Annotated in this window: 12 protein-coding genes; 8 read left to right on the forward strand and 4 right to left on the reverse strand. The window is 69.1% G+C overall.

All coding sequences use genetic code 11. The features are described from left to right. Positions 1–12 precede the first annotated feature (12 nt). Both AC4D16_RS16025 and rhaI read right to left on the reverse strand, forming a co-directional pair. Complete coding sequence (locus AC4D16_RS16025) at positions 13–2,085, reverse strand: bifunctional aldolase/short-chain dehydrogenase (RefSeq protein WP_490955698.1); 2,073 nt, start codon at positions 2,083–2,085, stop codon at positions 13–15. 2 nt (positions 2,086–2,087) lie between these two features. Beyond that, entirely contained in the window at positions 2,088–3,254 is a 1,167-nt protein-coding gene (gene rhaI / locus AC4D16_RS16030; protein ID WP_490955699.1) for an L-rhamnose isomerase, read from the reverse strand. Positions 3,255–3,462: 208 nt separating this feature from the next. Between rhaI and AC4D16_RS16035 the strand changes: the two genes are divergently transcribed. From AC4D16_RS16035 to AC4D16_RS16070, 8 genes are all read left to right on the forward strand, one after another. Beyond that, on the forward strand, positions 3,463–4,494 hold the full coding sequence (locus tag AC4D16_RS16035) for a LacI family DNA-binding transcriptional regulator (RefSeq protein WP_490955700.1): 1,032 nt from the start codon (positions 3,463–3,465) through the stop codon (positions 4,492–4,494). 126 nt (positions 4,495–4,620) lie between these two features. After that, positions 4,621–6,174, forward strand: a complete 1,554-nt coding sequence (locus AC4D16_RS16040) for a sugar ABC transporter ATP-binding protein (protein WP_490955701.1) — start codon at positions 4,621–4,623, stop codon at positions 6,172–6,174. Next, positions 6,171–7,217: an ABC transporter permease gene (locus AC4D16_RS16045; RefSeq protein ID WP_490955702.1), complete on the forward strand. Its 1,047-nt coding sequence runs from the start codon at positions 6,171–6,173 to the stop codon at positions 7,215–7,217. Before AC4D16_RS16040 ends, AC4D16_RS16045 begins: the two co-directional genes overlap by 4 nt. Then, a complete protein-coding gene (locus tag AC4D16_RS16050; RefSeq protein ID WP_490955703.1) occupies positions 7,210–8,379 on the forward strand; it encodes an ABC transporter permease in 1,170 nt (389 codons plus the stop codon). The genes AC4D16_RS16045 and AC4D16_RS16050 overlap by 8 nt, the downstream gene beginning before the upstream one ends. A gap of 57 nt (positions 8,380–8,436) precedes the next feature. Then, positions 8,437–9,501 carry a rhamnose ABC transporter substrate-binding protein gene (gene rhaS / locus AC4D16_RS16055; protein WP_490955704.1) on the forward strand — a complete coding sequence of 355 codons (1,065 nt, stop codon included), beginning with the start codon at positions 8,437–8,439 and terminating at the stop codon, positions 9,499–9,501. Between the two features lie 91 nt (positions 9,502–9,592). Next, on the forward strand, positions 9,593–11,062 hold the full coding sequence (locus tag AC4D16_RS16060; RefSeq protein ID WP_490947751.1) for an arabinose isomerase: 1,470 nt from the start codon (positions 9,593–9,595) through the stop codon (positions 11,060–11,062). Between the two features lie 77 nt (positions 11,063–11,139). Then, a complete protein-coding gene (locus AC4D16_RS16065; RefSeq protein WP_490955705.1) occupies positions 11,140–13,632 on the forward strand; it encodes a BNR repeat-containing protein in 2,493 nt (830 codons plus the stop codon). After that, complete coding sequence (locus AC4D16_RS16070; RefSeq protein ID WP_490947753.1) at positions 13,632–13,958, forward strand: L-rhamnose mutarotase; 327 nt, start codon at positions 13,632–13,634, stop codon at positions 13,956–13,958. Before AC4D16_RS16065 ends, AC4D16_RS16070 begins: the two co-directional genes overlap by 1 nt. A 78-nt stretch (positions 13,959–14,036) precedes the next feature. Here AC4D16_RS16070 and AC4D16_RS16075 read toward each other — a convergent pair whose 3' ends face one another. Both AC4D16_RS16075 and AC4D16_RS16080 read right to left on the reverse strand, forming a co-directional pair. Beyond that, complete coding sequence (locus AC4D16_RS16075; protein WP_490947754.1) at positions 14,037–14,303, reverse strand: Txe/YoeB family addiction module toxin; 267 nt, start codon at positions 14,301–14,303, stop codon at positions 14,037–14,039. Next, complete coding sequence (locus AC4D16_RS16080; RefSeq protein WP_490947755.1) at positions 14,300–14,548, reverse strand: type II toxin-antitoxin system Phd/YefM family antitoxin; 249 nt, start codon at positions 14,546–14,548, stop codon at positions 14,300–14,302. The genes AC4D16_RS16075 and AC4D16_RS16080 overlap by 4 nt, the downstream gene beginning before the upstream one ends. Positions 14,549–14,643 lie beyond the last annotated feature (95 nt).

The raw sequence follows: 14,643 nt of genomic DNA on the forward strand, positions 1-14,643 counted from the left end.
CCGCCCTGTCCGTCAGCGCAGGAAGGCCGCGGCGACGCCCGCGTCCACCGGGATGTGCAGGCCCGTGGTGTGCGAGAGCTCCGCGGAGGTCAGCACCGCGACGGCGTTGGCGACGTTCTCGGGCAGCACCTCGCGCTTGAGGAGGGTGCGCTGCGCGTAGTACTCACCGAGCTTCTCCTCCTCGACGCCGTACACGGCTGCGCGCTTGGCGCCCCAGCCGCCGGCAAAGATGCCGGAGCCGCGCACCACGCCGTCGGGGTTGATCCCGTTGACCCGCACGCCGTACCCGCCGAGTTCCGCGGCGAGGAGGCGCACCTGATGAGCCTGATCGGCCTTCGTGGCGCTGTACGCGATGTTGTTCGGGCCCGCGAACACCGAGTTCTTCGAGGAGATGTAGATGATGTCCCCACCCATGTCCTGCTCGATCAGCACCTTCGCGGCGGCCTGCGACACGAGGAAGGAACCCTTCGCCATGACGTCGTGCTGCAGGTCCCAGTCCTTCTCGGTGGTCTCGAGGAGCGGCTTGGAGATGGACAGCCCGGCATTGTTGACCACGAGGTCCAGCCCGCCGAAGGCCAGGACGGCGGCCTTCACGGCCTGGAGCACCTGGGCCGCATCGGTGACGTCCGCCTGCACGCCGATCGCGACGTCGGGGCCGCCCAGTTCCGCGGCGACGGCGGATGCGCTGTCGATGTTCAGGTCGGCGATGACCACGCAGGCGCCTTCGGCGGCGAGGCGGGTGGCGATCGCCTTGCCGATGCCGGACGCCGCGCCTGTCACCAGTGCGATCCGCCCCGCGTGGGACTTCGGCTTCGGCATCCGCGCGAGCTTGGCCTCCTCGAGCGACCAGTACTCGATGCGGAACTTCTCGCTCTCCTCGATGGGGGCGTAGGCGGAGATCGCCTCGGCGCCGCGCATGACGTTGATCGCGTTGAGGTAGAACTCCCCGGCCACGCGGGCTGTCTGCTTGTTCGCCCCGAAGGAGAACATCCCGACGCCGGGCACCAGCACGATCGCGGGGTCCGCACCGCGCATCGCAGGGGAGTCCGGTGTCGCGTGGCGCCGGTAGTACGCGGCGTAGTCCTCGCGGTAGGCGGAGTGCAGCTCGCGCAGGCGCAGCAAGCAGCTCTCGACGTCGGCGTCCGACGGGAGGTCGAGGACCAGCGGCTTCACCTTCGTCCGGAGGAAGTGGTCCGGGCAGCTCGTGCCGAGGGCGCCGAGCCGGGGGTGGGCCTCGCTGCCCAGGAACTCGAGCACCCGGGGGTCGTCCGTGAAGTGGCCCACCTGGGCCTTGTCCGTGGAGGCGAGGCCGCGGATGGTCGGTGCGAGGGCCGCGGCCTTCGCACGACGCTCGTCCGCGGACAGCGCGCCGTACCCCTCGAGCGCGGCGCCGAAGGGCTCCGGGCGGCCGTGCTCGGCGATGTAGTGCTCGGCGGTGTCGATGATCCATCGCGAGTTCGCCTCGGCGTCCTCCGAGGTCTCACCCCAGGCCGTGATGCCGTGGCCGCCGAGGATCGTCCCGATGGCGTCGGGATGCGCGGCCTTGATCGCCGCGATGTCGAGTCCGAGCTGGAAACCGGGCCGCCGCCAGGGCACCCACACGACCCTCGGTCCGAAGATCGTGGCGGTCAGCGCCTCGCCGTCGGCCGCCGTCGCCACGGCGATGCCGGAGTCGGGATGCAGGTGGTCCACGTGTGCCGCGTCCACGAGCCCGTGCATGGCGGTGTCGATGGACGGAGCCGCCCCGCCCTTGCCGTGCAGCGTGTAGTCGAAGGCCGCGACCATCTCGTCCTCGCGCTCCACACCCGGGTAGACGCCCTGCAGGGCGCGCATCCGGTCGAGGCGCAGCACCGCGAGACCGGATTCCGTGAGCGTGCCGAGGTCACCGCCGGATCCCTTGACCCACAGCAGTTCGACGTCCTCGCCCGTGACGGGATCCGTACCGACGCCCTTCGCCGACGTATTGCCGCCGGCGTAGTTGGTGGTCCGTTTGTCGGCGCCGAGCCGGTTGGAACGCGCGATGAGCGCGCTGACGGTGGGATTCGTCGTCGTGCCGGGACCTGCCGTCGTCGTTCCTGAGCTCATGCTCATGCTCCCCATCCGGCCTGCCGGCCACCCTGTCGCTCGCCGTTGATGCGTTGCTGGTACCCGCTCGCCGCGTAGGCGGCCATCGGATCCGCGGGAAGCCCCTTCGCCGCGCGCCAGGCGGCGAGGCCGGGGCGCACGTCCGTGTAGAAGGCGTCCATGAGGATCGCGTTGGCGCCGAGCACGTCCCCGGCCTCCTGCGCCGTGGCCAGCGCCGTCCGGTCGATGAGCAGCGCCCGCGCCGTCATCTCCTGCACGTTCAGCACCGAGCGGATCTGCCCGGGGATCTTCTCCTCGAGGTTGTGGCACTGGTCCAGCATCAGCGCTATCCCGCTCGACGGGTCCAGGCCGCCCCCACGCACCACCTCGGCCATGATGCGGAAGAGCTGGAAGGGGTCCGCGGCGCCCACGATCAGGTCGTCGTCCGCGTAGAAGCGGGAGTTGAAGTCGAAGGAGCCCAGTTTGCCGAGGCGGATGAGCTGCGCCACGATGAATTCGATGTTGGTGCCCGGCGCATGGTGACCGGTGTCCAGGCACACCAGCGCCTTCTCGCCGAGCTGCACGCAGTGGGCGTAGGACGTTCCCCAGTCCGGGACGTCCGTGTGGTAGAACGCCGGTTCGAAGAACTTGTACTCGAGGACCAGCCGCTGGCCCTCGCCGAGGCGGTCGTAGACCTTCCGGAGGGACTCCTGCAGCCAGTCCTGCCGGGAGCGCATGTCAGCCTGGCCCGGGTAGTTCGAACCATCGGCCAGCCAGATCTTCAGGTCGCGGGATCCGGTCACGTCCATGACGTCGATGCACTCGTACATGTGGTCGATGGCCTTGTTCCGCACCGCGGCGTCGCTGTGCGTCAGGCTCCCGAACTTGTAGTCGTCGTCCTGGAAGGTGTTGCTGTTGATGGTTCCGAGCCTCGTGCCGTGGTCCGCGGCGAAGGAGGCCAGGGCGCGGTAGTCGTCCACCCTGTCCCACGGGATGTGGAGTGCGACGCTCGGTGCGAGCCCCGTGAGGCGGTGGACCTCGGCGGCGTCGGCGATCTTCTCCTGGACGGTGCGGGGGGTGCCGGGGGTCGCGAACACCTTGAAGCGTGTCCCGGAGTTGCCGTACGCCCACGAGGGCACCTCGATGGCCAGCTGGTCCAGCCCTGCCGCGATGTCGTCGATGACACTCATGTACTCTCTCCAGCGCTAGAACGATGGGTCACCACGCGGGTGCTCCATCACACCCGGCGGCGAGGGACGTCCCGATGCCCGGACGGACGGGGCATGGGGACACAAACTCGTCATGTCGTTGAATCGTTTCATTGACACGTTTCAAAGTAGCGTTGGCCTTCTGGAGTGTCAACAGCCCCGCCACGGCGGGCCGGACGGCGGGCAACGCATGGAGAATCGACCAGTCAGCATCAAGGACGTCGCCGACCGCGCCGGCGTCGCGATCGGCACCGTCTCCAACGTGCTGAACCACCCGGACCGCGTGTCCGAGGCGACACGCGCCAGGGTCCAGGGCGCGATCGACGACCTGCATTTCGTCCGCAACGACGCCGCGCGCCAGCTCCGCGCAGGCCAGAGCCGCACCATCGGACTGATCGTGCTCGACGTCGGCAATCCCTTCTTCTCCTCGCTCGCGAGGGCGGCGGAGGACTGCGCTGCCGAGAACGGCAGCACCGTGATCCTCGGTGACAGCGGCCAGAGCGCGGAGCGCGAGAGCCGGTACATCGACGTCTTCGAGCAGCAACGCGTCCAGGGCATGCTCATCTCGCCGGTCGGTGACGTGGGCGCTCGCGTCGAGGCACTGCGACGCCGGGGCATGCCGGTGGTCCTCGTGGACCGGACGGATCCGCAGCGGCGCTGCAGCTCGGTGTCCGTGGACGACGTTGCCGGCGGCTACATGGCCGTGCGTCACCTGCTCGAGGCGGGCCGGAGGCGGATCGTGTTCGTGGGCGTCGAGGCAGACTACCGCCAGGTCGCAGAGCGTCTCGCGGGTGCCAGGCAGGCCGTCGAGGAGCAGGAGGGTGCGGTGCTCGAGGTCATCGAGGCCGACGCCATGACCGTCCTCGCCGGGCGCCGGGTGGGTGCGGTGATCTCCGAGCGCCGGAAGGGTCACCTCCCGGACGGCATCTTCTGCGCCAACGACCTCCTCGCGATCGGCGTGATGCAGGCCGTGCTGCTGATCCGCGGCCTCAACATCCCGGAGGACCTCGCGCTGATCGGGTACGACGACATCGACTTCTCGGCCTCGGCGGTGGTCCCCCTCACCAGCGTCCGGAAGCCCACCGAACTCATGGGCCGGACGTCCGTGGAGCTCCTGCTCGAGGAGATCGAGGCGCCCGGGGCCCGACGCCGCCAGGTGATCTTCGATCCGGAACTGGTGGTGCGCGGTAGTACTGCCGCCCCGGTCCATACGGTCGGCTGAAGCCCGCGCGCCTTCCGGCCCCGTCCATCACAGCTCCTTCTCGGAGTGTTGACGGTGATGTGGCTCACGCCTACTATTCGAGGTGAACCGTCACTCTGAAACGATTCATTTTCTCGAGGAGTTGCAATGACGCACAGTACCGGTCCTGGTCGTGACACCGTGGACCCTTCGGCCCCGGCCCGCGAGCCGGTGCTCAGCCTGCGCGGCGCCCTCAAGACCTTCGGACCCGTCATCGCCCTGGCGGACGGAACCATCGATCTCCTGCCCGGTGAGATCCACGCCCTCGTGGGCGAGAACGGCGCCGGGAAGTCGACGCTCGTGAAGATCCTCGCCGGGGTGCACCAGCCGGATTCCGGCGAGTTCATCGTGGCCGGGGAACCGGCGAGCTTCCGGAACGTCGCGGACAGCAAGGCGGCCGGCATCTCGGTCATCTACCAGGAGCCCACGCTCTTCCCGGACCTCACCGTCGCCGAGAACATCTTCATCGGCCGCCAGCCCACGGGCCGCTTCGGCCTCATCAGCCGTGCCGAGATGCGCCGCCGCGCCAAGGAGCTCTTCGACCGGCTCGGCGTCCCGATCGACCCCGACCGCGTGGCGGAGGGTCTCTCCATCGCCGACCAGCAGATCATCGAGATCGCGAAGGCCATCTCCCTCGACGCGCGCGTCCTCGTGATGGACGAGCCCACGGCGGCGCTCAGCGGGGTCGAGGTGGAGCGCCTCTTCACCGTGGCCCGCGCACTGCGCGACGCCGGCAGCGGCATCCTCTTCATCTCGCACCGCTTCGACGAGGTCTTCGGCCTCTGCGACCGCATCACGGTGATGCGGGACGGCACCTACATCGCCACGCACGAGACGGGGGCGACGTCGGTCGAGGCGATCGTCCGGGAGATGGTGGGCAGGGACATCGAGGCCCTGTTCCCGAAGACCGAGACGGAGGCGGGCGACGTCGTCCTCCGCGTCACCGGCCTCACGCGCCCCGGGGTCTTCCACGACATCGACCTGGAGGTGCGGGCCGGCGAGATCGTGGCGCTCTCCGGCCTCGTGGGTGCGGGCCGCACGGAGGTGGCGCGGGCCGTCTTCGGCATCGATCGCTACGAGTCGGGCAGTGTCGAGATGTTCGGGAAGCCGCTGCGCGGCAGGGACCCGCGGGCCGCGATCGACGCCGGGATCGGCTTCGTACCCGAGGACCGTCGCAAGCAGGGCCTCGTCATGGAGCTCTCGGTGGAGCGCAACGCGGCCCTCACGCTCCGGCACTCCCTGGCGAGATTCGGCCTCATCAGCGCCAAGGCCGAGCGCGAGGCCGCGGAGACGTGGGGCAAGCGGCTGCAGGTCAAGGCCGGCTCACCAGAGCACGCCGTCTCGACCCTCTCCGGCGGCAACCAGCAGAAGGTGGTGCTGGCGAAGTGGCTGGCCACGGACCCGAAGCTCCTCATCATCGACGAACCCACCCGCGGGATCGACGTCGGCACCAAGGCCGAGGTGCACCGGCTCATCTCCGAGCTCGCGGGCCGCGGGATCGCGATCCTCATGATCTCCTCCGAGCTCCCCGAGGTGCTCGGCATGGCCGACCGCGTCCTCGTCATGCGGGAAGGCCGCATCACGGGCCGCCTCGACCGGTCGGAGGCCACCGCCGAGACCGTCATGCACGCCGCCACCGCCTCCCTGGAGCACACCCGATGAGCCTCGACAGCACCACCGCCACGCCTCCGGTTCCGGCGCCGGCCCACGCCCGGCCCTCGCCCCTGGCCTCGTTCCTGAAATTGCGCGAGCTCCCCGTGATCCTCGCGCTCGTGGTCCTCGTCGCCGTCACGGCGGCCCTGAACCCCCTGTTCCTCAGCGAGCAGGGCGTCAAGGACCTCCTGCTGAACGCGACCATCCTCATGATCCTCGCCGTCGGGCAGACGCTCGTGATCATCACGCGGAACATCGACCTCTCGGTCGGCTCGATCCTGGGGCTGGTGGCGTTCGGGACGGGCAGCATCTTCGTGGCCGCCCCCGGGCTCCCCATCATCGCCGTCTTCGCGATCGGCATGCTGTTCGGTGCCGTGCTCGGAGCGCTCAACGGCCTCCTGATCACCATCGCGAAGGTGCCGGCCCTCGTGATCACACTCGGCACGCTGTACATCTTCCGAGGCATCAACAACGCCTGGGCCGGCGGCACCCAGTACTTCGCCGGTGACCGCCCGGAGGCCTTCGGCAACCTGTCCGTGGACACCGTGCTCGGGTTCCCCGTGATCACGCTCATCGCCGTGCTGGTGGTGGTCGTCGTCGCCGTCTACATGATGGGCACCCGGTCCGGGCGCGATCTCTACGCGATCGGGTCCGAGCCCGACGCCGCACGGCTGTTCGGCATCCCGGTGACGCGCCGGGTGCTCCTCGCGTTCGTGGTCAACGGGCTGCTGGCCGGGCTCGCGGGCGTCCTGTACGCCAGCCGCTTCAACTCCGTGGGCGCGACGACGGGCGCCGGTCTCGAGCTCGACGTCGTCGCCGCCGCCGTGGTGGGTGGCGTCGCGATCTTCGGTGGCAGCGGCACGGTGGTGGGGGCCGCGATCGGAGCGCTCCTGCTCACCACCATCACCAGCGCCCTGACCGCACTGCGGGTGGACAAGTTCTGGCAGCAGGCGATCGTGGGCATCCTGATCCTCGCCGCCGTCGTGATCGATCGCGTGGCGAGCGTCCGCTCCGCCCGGAAGCTCCGGATCGCCGAGGCCCGCAATGTCTGAGCGCCTCGATTCCCAGCCGGTCCGGCCCGACCCCCGCACCGGGGACACCCCGCTCACGGCATCACCCACGAAAGGCAGGCGGATGGCGGCGGCAGGCAGCACCTCCGAGGACAAGAAGACGCGCCGCCCGGTGAAGGCGGACACCACGAAGGTGCTGGCCGTCCCCAAGGGGCGCACCGGTGCGGCGCGGCTCCTGCTGGGCCGCGACGCCGTCATGATCTACGTGCTCCTGGTGGTGGTGATGTACGCGTGCCTGTCGATCCCGCGGTTCGCCTCCCCGGTGACGGTCGGGTTCCTCCTGCTCGACGTCATCCCCACCCTGCTGATCGCCCTGCCGATGACCCTCGTGATCATCTCCGGGGAGATCGACCTCTCCGTGGCGAGCATCGCGGGCCTGACGAGTGCCCTGATGGGCGTGCTCTGGCAGGGTGGCATGCCGATCGCCCTGGTGCTCGTGATCTGCGTCCTCGCCGGTCTCCTGGCCGGCGCGTTCAACGGGGTGCTGATCGCCTATCTCGGCTTGCCCTCCCTCGCGGTGACCATCGGCACGCTCGCCCTGTTCAGGGGGCTCGCGCTCGTGGTGATCGGTGACAACGCGGTGGCCAACTTCCCGCCCGCGCTGACCGCCTTCTTCACCTCGAAGCTCGGCGGCACGGGGATCCCCACCGTCATGATCGGGGTGGTTGCGCTCATCATCGCGTTCGCCGTCGTGCTGCACTTCACGCCCTTCGGCCGGGGGCTCTTCGCCCTCGGGTACAGCAAGGAAGCGGCCACGTTCGTCGGCATCGACGTCGCGAGCTCGAAGTTCCTCCTCTACCTGGCCACCGGGACGGTGTCGGCACTGGCGGGCATCTACTGGACGCTCCGGTACTCCAGCGCCCGGAGCGACAACGCGAGTGGGCTCGAACTCGCCGTCATCGCCGCGGTGCTGCTCGGCGGGGTCTCGATCTTCGGCGGCAAGGGCTCCATCCCCGGGGTCCTCGCGGGTGTGCTGCTCATCGGCACCATCAACTACGCCCTCAAACTGGACCGCGTCTCCGAGGTGGTCCTCATCATCGTGACCGGCTCGCTGCTCATCGTCTCGGTGGTGGCGCCGACCATCGGCACCGCCATCAAGGGGGCCCGCCATTCCCGGCGGGTCCGTTCCGCTCCACTTCCCTAGGACTCCCAGGGTTGCTCCCGGCGACTGGTCCCCAGCGCTCATCGAAAGGAAGAAACAATGAGGTTTATTCACTCCGGCTCCACCCGCCGGCGGGTGGCTCTCGCGGCCCTCGCAACGAGCGCAGCGCTGGTCCTCAGCGCCTGCGGCGGCGACGCAGGCACCGAAGGCGGCGGCACAGAGGGCGGCAGCGGCACGGACGGCGAGCAGACCATCACGTTCCTCCCCAAGCAGCTCAACAACCCCTACACGGATGTGGTCCTCGGCGGCGGGGAGGCCGGCGCGACGGAGGCCGGCTTCGCCTCCTCCGAGGTGGTGGGTCCCCTCGACGCCAGTGCCTCCAGCCAGGTGTCCTTCATCAACGCCGAGACCCAGCGCGGCACCAACGTGATCGTGATCGCCGCGAACGATCCCGACGCCGTCGGGCCCGCCCTCGAGGAGGCCCGCACCGCGGGCGCCAAGATCGTGGCGTTCGACTCGGACACGAACCCCGACTACCGCGACCTCTTCGTCAGCCAGGTCAACGCGAAGGACGTGGCGCTGATCCAGCTGAAGCTCATCTCGGAGCAGATCGGCGGCGAGGGGGAGATCGCGATCCTCTCGGCCACGGCCAACGCCACCAACCAGAACGAATGGATCACGTTCATGGAGGAGGAGCTCGCGGCCAACCCGGACTACGCGAATATCGAACTCGTGGCGAAGGTCTACGGCGACGACGACGACACGAAGTCCTTCCAGGAGGCCCAGGGCCTGCTGCAGGCCTATCCGGACCTCAAGGGGATCATCTCGCCGACGACGGTCGGCATCGCGGCGACCGCTCGCTACCTCTCCACCTCGGAGTACAAGGGCCAGGTGGCGCTGACCGGTCTGGGCCTGCCCAACGAGATGCGCCCGTTCGTGGAGGACGGCACGGTCACCGAGTTCGCCCTCTGGGATCCGGCACAGCTCGGGTACGTGGCCGCCTTCGCGGGCAAGGCCCTCGCGGACGGCAGCATCACGGGTGCTCCGGGCGACACCTTCGAGGCCGGAGAACTCGGCGAGCGCGAGGTCGGCGAGGGCGGGATCGTCCTGGTCGGTCCGCCCACGCAGTTCAACGCGGAGAACATCGACGACTACGACTTCTAGCCGTCCCGACCCGGGCGGGGCGCTCATGGTGAGCGCCCCGCCCGCACCACGTCCCTTCCACCCCTTCCCCCCCCCCCCCCCCGGAGTGCAGATGACCGTTCAGCCTGACGCCGCAGCGCAGCCGCGCGTCCTCACCGACCTGATCGAGCCGGTCCGCCGCAGGCCCACGCGCCTCGGTCTGGTCTCGGGAGGGCTCGGCGCGTACTGGCCGCAGTTCCCCGACCTCCTCCCGCAGCTGCAGGAGTCGGCGCGCTACGTCACGGCCCGGTTCAACGAGCTCGACGCCGAGGTCACCGACGTCGGCTTCGTCTCGGACGCGCGGGAGGCCGCCCTCGCGGCGGAGCAGCTGCGGAAGGCCGACTGCGACCTGATCGTCATCTTCCTCACCACCTACCTGACGTCCTCGATGGTCCTGCCGATCGCGCAGCGCGCGCAGACGCCGGTCCTCGTGATCGACCTCCAGCCCACCGAGGCCATGGACCACGCGAACTTCGACACCGGGAAGTGGCTGGCCTACTGCGGCCAGTGCCCGGTGCCGGAGGTGGCGAACGTGTTCAAGCGCGCGGGCATCCCCTTCCGGTCCGTCTCCGGCCACCTGAAGCAGGAATCGGCATGGCAGCGCATCAACCAGTGGGTGCACGCTGCCGGTGTGCGCGGCAGGCTGCGGCACGCACGCCACGGCGTGATGGGCCACGTGTACCCGGGCATGCTCGACGTCTCCACCGATCTCACCACCGTCTCGACGACGTTCGGCTCGCACGTGGAGGTGCTCGAGTTCGACGACCTCCGCGAGTTCGTCGCGGAGGTCACCGAGGAGCAGGTGCGCGAGCGCGTGGCACTGGCCCGGAACCTGTTCACCGTGGACGGCTCCGTGATCGACGAGGACTTCGTGTGGGGCGCGAAGGTCTCCGTGGGGCTCGACCGCCTCGTGACGGAGTTCGACCTCGACTCGCTCGCCTACTACCACCGCGGGCTCGCGGGGGAGCAGCACGAGCGGCTCGGTGCCGGCATGATCCTCGGCGCCTCGATCCTGACGGCTCGCGGCGTCCCCATGGCCGGCGAGTACGAGCTGCGCACCTCCATCGCCATGCTCGCCGCTCAGGCCATGGGCGCAGGCGGCTCCTTCACGGAGATCCAGGCACTCAACTTCTTCGACAACGTGGTGGAGATGGGCCACGACGGTCCGGCACACCTCGCGGTGAGCGCCGCCGACCCCTTACTGCGCGGCCTCGGCGTCTACCACGGCAAGCGCGGCTGGGGCGTCTCGGTGGAGTTCGACGTCCGCCACGGGCCCGTCACCACCTTCGGGATCGGCCAGGACCCCGACGGTTCCTATGTCTTCATCACCTCGGAGGGCACGGTGGTGCCGGGTCCGCTCCTCGCGATCGGCAACACGACCTCACGCGTGGACTTCGGCGGCGATCCGGGCGTGTGGGTGGACGAGTGGAGCCAGACCGGTATCGGCCACCACTGGGCCCTCTGCGTGGGCCATCGCGCAGCCGACGTGAAGGCGGCGGCCTCCCTCCTCGGCGTGGAGCACCGGCACGTCTCCCTCACCTGATCCTCAGCAGACCCCCGGAACACTCCCGGTGGTAGCCCCGCACGAACAGCCACGACGACGTGGCGGAACGGAGTCCCATGTCCCAGTCGATCACCACCAGGAGCAGGGCGCACCGGGCGACGGCGTGGCTCGCCACGGCCGTTCTCGGCGCCGGGGCGCTCGCGGTGTCCGCGCCGCCGTCGTCCGCCGAGGTCACCGCGGCTGAGGGCGTCTCCTTCACCGACGACTTCCAGCGGCCCGACGGCGCGGTGGGCAACGGCTGGACCGCGCGCGGCACCTGGGGGATCAGCAACGGAACGCTCGTCAACACCGGGGGTCCGCAGAACAACGCGCTCACGCAGAGTGGCGTGGACCTCGGCTCCACCTATGAGCTCGACGCCGACGTCACCCTGAAACCGCTCTCCGGCGACGGCCGTGAGTGGGTGGGTCTGACCGGGAATGTGCAGCAGAACGCCGACGGCACGCAGAACTACTACCTGCTGCGCGTCTCGGCGTCGTCGACCAACGGTACCCAGGCCGCACGCTGGCAGGTGCTGCGTCTGCAGAACTCGACGTCGATCGTCGGTGGGACCACCGTTGCCGGCGGCACCATGCCGGACGTCCGGCCGGGCTCACGCGTGCAGCTCGGGCTGGATCGCCTGCCGGGCAACCAGCTGGGCGTCTCGGTCACCAACGCCGCCGGCGTCGTCGTCGTCGACCAGGACGTGCCCCTGCCGCAGGATGCCACGCGCGTGGGCGGCAAGGCCGGCCTGTACTCCAACACCGGCAACCTGGTGGGGCACTCCTTCTCCGTCTCGACGTCCTCGCCCCCCGTCTTCCCACCCGGCCCGCTGCAGTGCGCGGTCCCCGGCGAGGCGTACCCCTTCCCGGAGCAGAGCCAGCAGGTGCTCGATTCGAGCGAGCTCGGGATCTCCTGGGCGGGAATGGTGGTGGTGCAGGACCTCCTGACGCGCGGTGACCGGCAGTACGTCGGGTTCTACGACGCCGACCGGACCATGGTGATCGCATCACGCACGCTCGGCGAGGAGATCGGCGACGAATCGGAGTGGCAGTACCAGGCGCTACCGACGAGGATCGCCTGGGACAGCCACAACTACATCTCGCTCGGTCTGGACCGCGACGGGACGCTGCACGTCAGCGGCAACATGCACAACGTGCCGCTCATCTACTTCAGGACCGCTCCCGGCGGCGACATCTCCACGCTCACCCGCGTGACAACCATGATCAGCGCCGGCACGGAGAACTCCGTCACCTACCCCGAGTTCGTGAACCGGAAGGACGGCTCGCTCGTCTTCAGCTACCGCAACGGGGGCAGCGGCAGCGGGGTCACCTACTTCAACGTCTACGACGAAGCCAAGGGTGCCTGGGAGCGGCTCATCGACCAGCCGCTGTTCAACGGCAACGGCTCCGCGGGCAATCCGACGGGCACGTGGAACTCCTACTTCCAGGGCCCCACCCTCGGGCCGGACGGGTTGTTCCACCTGCTCTGGGTATGGCGCGACACCCCGGACGCTGCGACCAACAGCATGCTCACGTACGCCAAGAGCGAGGACCTCGTCTCCTGGACGGACGCCGCCGGCAACCCGCTCGCCACCCCGTTCACGTACGGCGCGGGCGACGTCGTCGATCCCGTTCCGGACTACGCGGGCCTGCTCAACGGCAACGCGAAGATCGGGTTCGACGCCGAGGACAACGTACTCATCACCTACCACAAGTACGACGACGACGGCGCGTCGCAGGTGTACGCGGCCCGCCCGTCCGCTGCCTCGGGCGGCGAGGACTGGGACATCAGCCAGATCAGCGACTGGGACGGGCGGTGGCAGTTCGGTGGGAACGGCACGCTGATCTTCGAGGTGGTCATGCAGGGTTCCAGCGTGCTGCCCAACGGTGACGTGCGTGTGGACTTCGGCTGCTTCGGGGCGAAGACCAGCATCGTCATCGACGATCAGCTGAAGCCGATCACGCAGGTGCCCACGCCCACGCTGCCTAGCGAGGTGTCGACGGTCCGCTCCGCCTACCCGGGGATGCAGGTCAACGTGATGAAGGATCGCGGTGACATCGGTGGCACGGCCACGGAGCGCGGGAGGTACGTGCTCCGCTGGGAGAGCCTCGGCGAGAACCGGGACCTCCCGCGCAGCGAGTGGCCCACGGAGGGCAGCACCCTCGAGGTGGTACTCCTCGGGGAACCGCGGCCCGATCCGCCGACGGACACGGAGACCGCGCCGCCCGCGGGCGGCGACCTGACGCACGAGCGGCTCGCGGTGCGCGGACCTGCGGACGACGACTACGCGCTCACCGTCACCGTGGCCGACGGTCCCCGAGCGGCGTCGATCGCGCTGTACGAGGACGGGGTGCTCGTCGAGGAGCAGGCGCAGGACCTCACCACCGTGGGGGCACAGCAGGCGCGCTTCCTGGTCGTCGACAAGCCGAACGGCACCTACCGGTACACCGCCGTCCTCACGAACTCGCAGGGTTACGTGACCACCACCGAGTTCGTCCTGAAGGTCAAGCACAGCGGTAAGCAGGCCGGGAAGTCCGGATACACCGGCACGATGGGTGTGGGTAGCTGATGGAACGCGCGTGCTTCCAGCTGCAGGTGCGGCCCGAACGCATTCCCGAGTACCGCGCCCGCCATGCGGCGATCTGGCCGGACATGGCGCGGGCGCTCAAGGACACCGGGTGGCACAACTACTCGCTGTTCCTCCGGCCCGACGGCCTGCTGATCGGCTACGTGGAGTGCGAGGACTTCGCCGCCTCGCAGGCGGCCATGGCCGCCACGGAGGTCAACGCCCGGTGGCAGGCGGACATGGCACCGTTCTTCGTCGCACTCGAGGGCCGGCCGGACGAAGGCTTCGTGCGCCTGGATGAGGTGTTCCACCTGGAGGACCAGCTCTAGCGGTCCAGCCGGCGCGTTCCACGCGCGACAACGGAAGCTACTCACCTTGCCGGTCGCGGGATGACGACCACGGTGATGTCAGTAGTGATACCTGGCCTGGAGGAGGATCACCGTGTGATCGTCTGCGGTGTACACGAGACGATTGACCTCGTCGATACGTCGTGACCACGTTCCGGCGAGTACGTGTTTGAGAGGCTCGGGTTTGCCGATCCCCTCGAAGGGGTCTCCCCTTCGGATGTCTTCGATCAGCGTGTTGATCCTCCGGAGCGTCTTGCGGTCCTGGCTCTGCCAGTAGAGGTAGTCCTCCCATGCCTCATCGACCCAGAGGAGTCGGCGCGAGGTCACGGCTCGGTCAGGTCGTGATCAGAGGTTGCATCGGTTCGGGCAGATGTGAGTGCGGCAAGCAGGCGCCGAGCGTTCTCCGGGGAGCGGAGCAGGTAGCTCGTCTCGACCAGTGCATCGTATTCGTCCTTCGACATGAGCACGGCTGCTCCTCGCCGGGACATGATCTCCACTTCGGTGTGGTCCAGATTCACCTGCTCAATGAGGCCGAACAGGTCGCGCCGTGCCTCGGATGCCGTGATTGCCATGATGTTCCTCCTAGTTGTACTGGATACGGTACCAGTCGTGGGCGGCGCTGCATCCCCCGATCTCGGACGTCAGCGCTTGGATCGACGCCGCGAGA

This window comes from Arthrobacter sp. TJ-236, assembly GCF_058269235.1.